Origin of the sequence: uncultured Cyclobacterium sp. (assembly GCF_963976465.1) — a bacterium.
Classification (GTDB): Bacteria; Bacteroidota; Bacteroidia; order Cytophagales; family Cyclobacteriaceae; genus Cyclobacterium.
Genome location: NZ_CAXBOC010000666.1, coordinates 1 through 2,315 on the forward strand (window position 1 = coordinate 1; position 2,315 = coordinate 2,315).

2 protein-coding genes and 1 pseudogene are annotated in these 2,315 nt (G+C 37.5%); all 3 read left to right on the forward strand.

The features are described 5' to 3' along the window. Window positions 1–188, forward strand: a pseudogene (locus AAC037_RS23610) (hypothetical protein); the annotation flags it as partial. 67 nt (window positions 189–255) lie between these two features. Then, window positions 256–1,158 (forward strand): ATP-binding cassette domain-containing protein, encoded by a 903-nt coding sequence (locus AAC037_RS23615; protein ID WP_339906091.1) that lies wholly within the window; start codon window positions 256–258, stop codon window positions 1,156–1,158. Then, window positions 1,148–2,315 (forward strand): ABC transporter permease (locus AAC037_RS23620; protein WP_339906093.1); only part of this gene is annotated, 1,168 nt, incomplete at its 3' end. The genes AAC037_RS23615 and AAC037_RS23620, both read left to right, overlap by 11 nt.

A 2,315-nucleotide genomic window follows, 5' to 3' on the forward strand; every position in this document is an offset into this window, starting at 1 on the left:
AATTACCTCCTAAGAACCTACCATATTTGGTCAAAATTAAGTCAACTGCCATGTGCAGGACCAAATTGCCTTTTAGCTTGAAAAAAATTGATGATAAAACTTATGTGAGTAAGGGCTATTCAAAAGATGCTGAAAATCTCATGACCTTTTTAATTGATGTTTCAGTGGGTTCCGTATCTTTGGAATAGTTAGATTTTTGAATGGTGATTTCCGTTCATTATAAAGTTTCAAACCAGTTGATAAACTTTTGTTCACTTGGAAATATTAAGCATTCGATCATTAAATAAATCTTATGGATCACATGTTGCCCTTAAAGATTTTGATCTCTCTGTAAGTAAAGGCAAAATTTTCGGCCTATTGGGTCCTAATGGTGCAGGTAAAACAACGCTCATTCGAATCGTTAATCAAATAATAGACAAAGATTCAGGTGAGATTTATATCAATGGGCAATCCTTAAATATGGAGCATGTCCGAAACATAGGTTACCTTCCCGAAGAAAGAGGGCTATACAAGGGAATGAAAGTAAAGGAGCAATTATTGTATTTTGCCCAAATAAAAGGTTTGCGAAAACAAGATGCCAAGCAAAAAATTACCAATTGGTTAGATAAACTTAACCTCAGCCAATGGAAAGACAACAAAATCCAGGACCTTTCTAAAGGTATGGCCCAGAAAGTACAGTTTATAGCCACTGTTATTCATAGGCCTGACTTACTGATTTTAGATGAACCTTTCTCAGGTTTTGATCCTGTAAACGCTGAGATTATCAAAAATGAAATTCTTGAATTACGGAATCAAGGGGTTACCATAGTATTGTCAACCCATAGAATGGAATCCGTTGAATTGCTTTGTGATGAAATAGCAATGATCAATAGGTCACAAAAGATCCTAGACGGAACCATCCAAACCATTAAAGAAGAAGCCAAAACCAATGTTTTTAGAGTTAAGATGATTCCGGATAGTATGGAGTATGTCCCCATGGGAGAGGAGCTGCGTAGGCAGGATGGGATGCTAGAGTTTAAACTGCACTTAGAAGATCAAAAACCCAATGAACTGTTAAGTAGGCTTATGACTAAAGGGGAAATCCTTGGATTCGAAGAAATTGTGCCAAGTATCGAAGAGATATTCATTCAGAAAATTAATGAAAGTCATGGCGAATAAAATCTTCCTAGTCATTCAAAGAGAATATTTAGCAAGGGTTAAAAAGCGTTCTTTTCTCTTGGCAACACTTATTACACCACTCATTTTCCCTACAATTCTAGGCTTGTTTTTATGGGTGGGCATGTCCGACACCGTTGGTGAGGATAGAAAAGTGATTGAGGTGGTAGATGAGAACAATTCCTTTTTCTTGGAGAGTAATGAGCTGTACTCATTTTCTTATAGCGAGTTGGGGCAAGACGATGCCAAGTTATTGGTGCAAGAAGGACTAAGATTTGGTTTTCTTTACATTCCAAAACTAGACATACAAAATCCAAAAGGGATTGTGTTTTATAGTGAAGAAACGCCTCCAATATCCATGATTACTAATTTGGAAGCCTCCTTACAGAGTAAAATGGAGTCCCTGAGATTACAAGCTTCAGGTATTGACCCACTCCTTTTATCAGCCTTTAAAACAAATGTAGACATACAGTCGATCATTGTTAGCGAAGCCGGAGGAGAACGCATTTCAAATTCTGTTGTAAATTACGCCATCGGCTTTCTTGCCGGAATATTGATTTACACTTTCATATTTGTATATGGTAATCAGGTCATGCAAGGAGTAATAGAGGAAAAATCCAGTAGGATTATTGAGATACTGGTTTCCTCATTGAAGCCCTTTCAATTAATGATGGGCAAGATTATTGGTATTGGCGCAGTTGGTTTGACACAGTTTTTAATCTGGATACTACTGATAAGTTTGGTTTCTTCTTTGGTTATGGGGTATTTTGGTATGAAAATGCCTCAACAACAGATGTTGGAAATGTCTGGACAGCAAGGCCTTTTTCCTGCTGAAGGTAACCCGGAAATAGTTGAAATTTTGCAAATGATTCAAGGGCTGGACTTTGTGCAGATTACTTTGACGTTTTTGATTTATTTTGTAGGTGGTTATTTGCTCTATGGTGCTTTTTTTGCAGCGATTGGAGCAGCAGTAGATAGCCCATCTGATGCGCAGCAATTTATGTTTCCGGTAACCATTCCTTTATTGGTTGCCTATATGGGGCTATTTATTTTTGTTTTGGATGACCCCAATAGTAATGTTTCATTTTGGCTTTCCATAATTCCATTTACTTCTCCCGTAGCCATGATGGGGAGGGTTAGTTTTGGAGTGCCTTGGCATC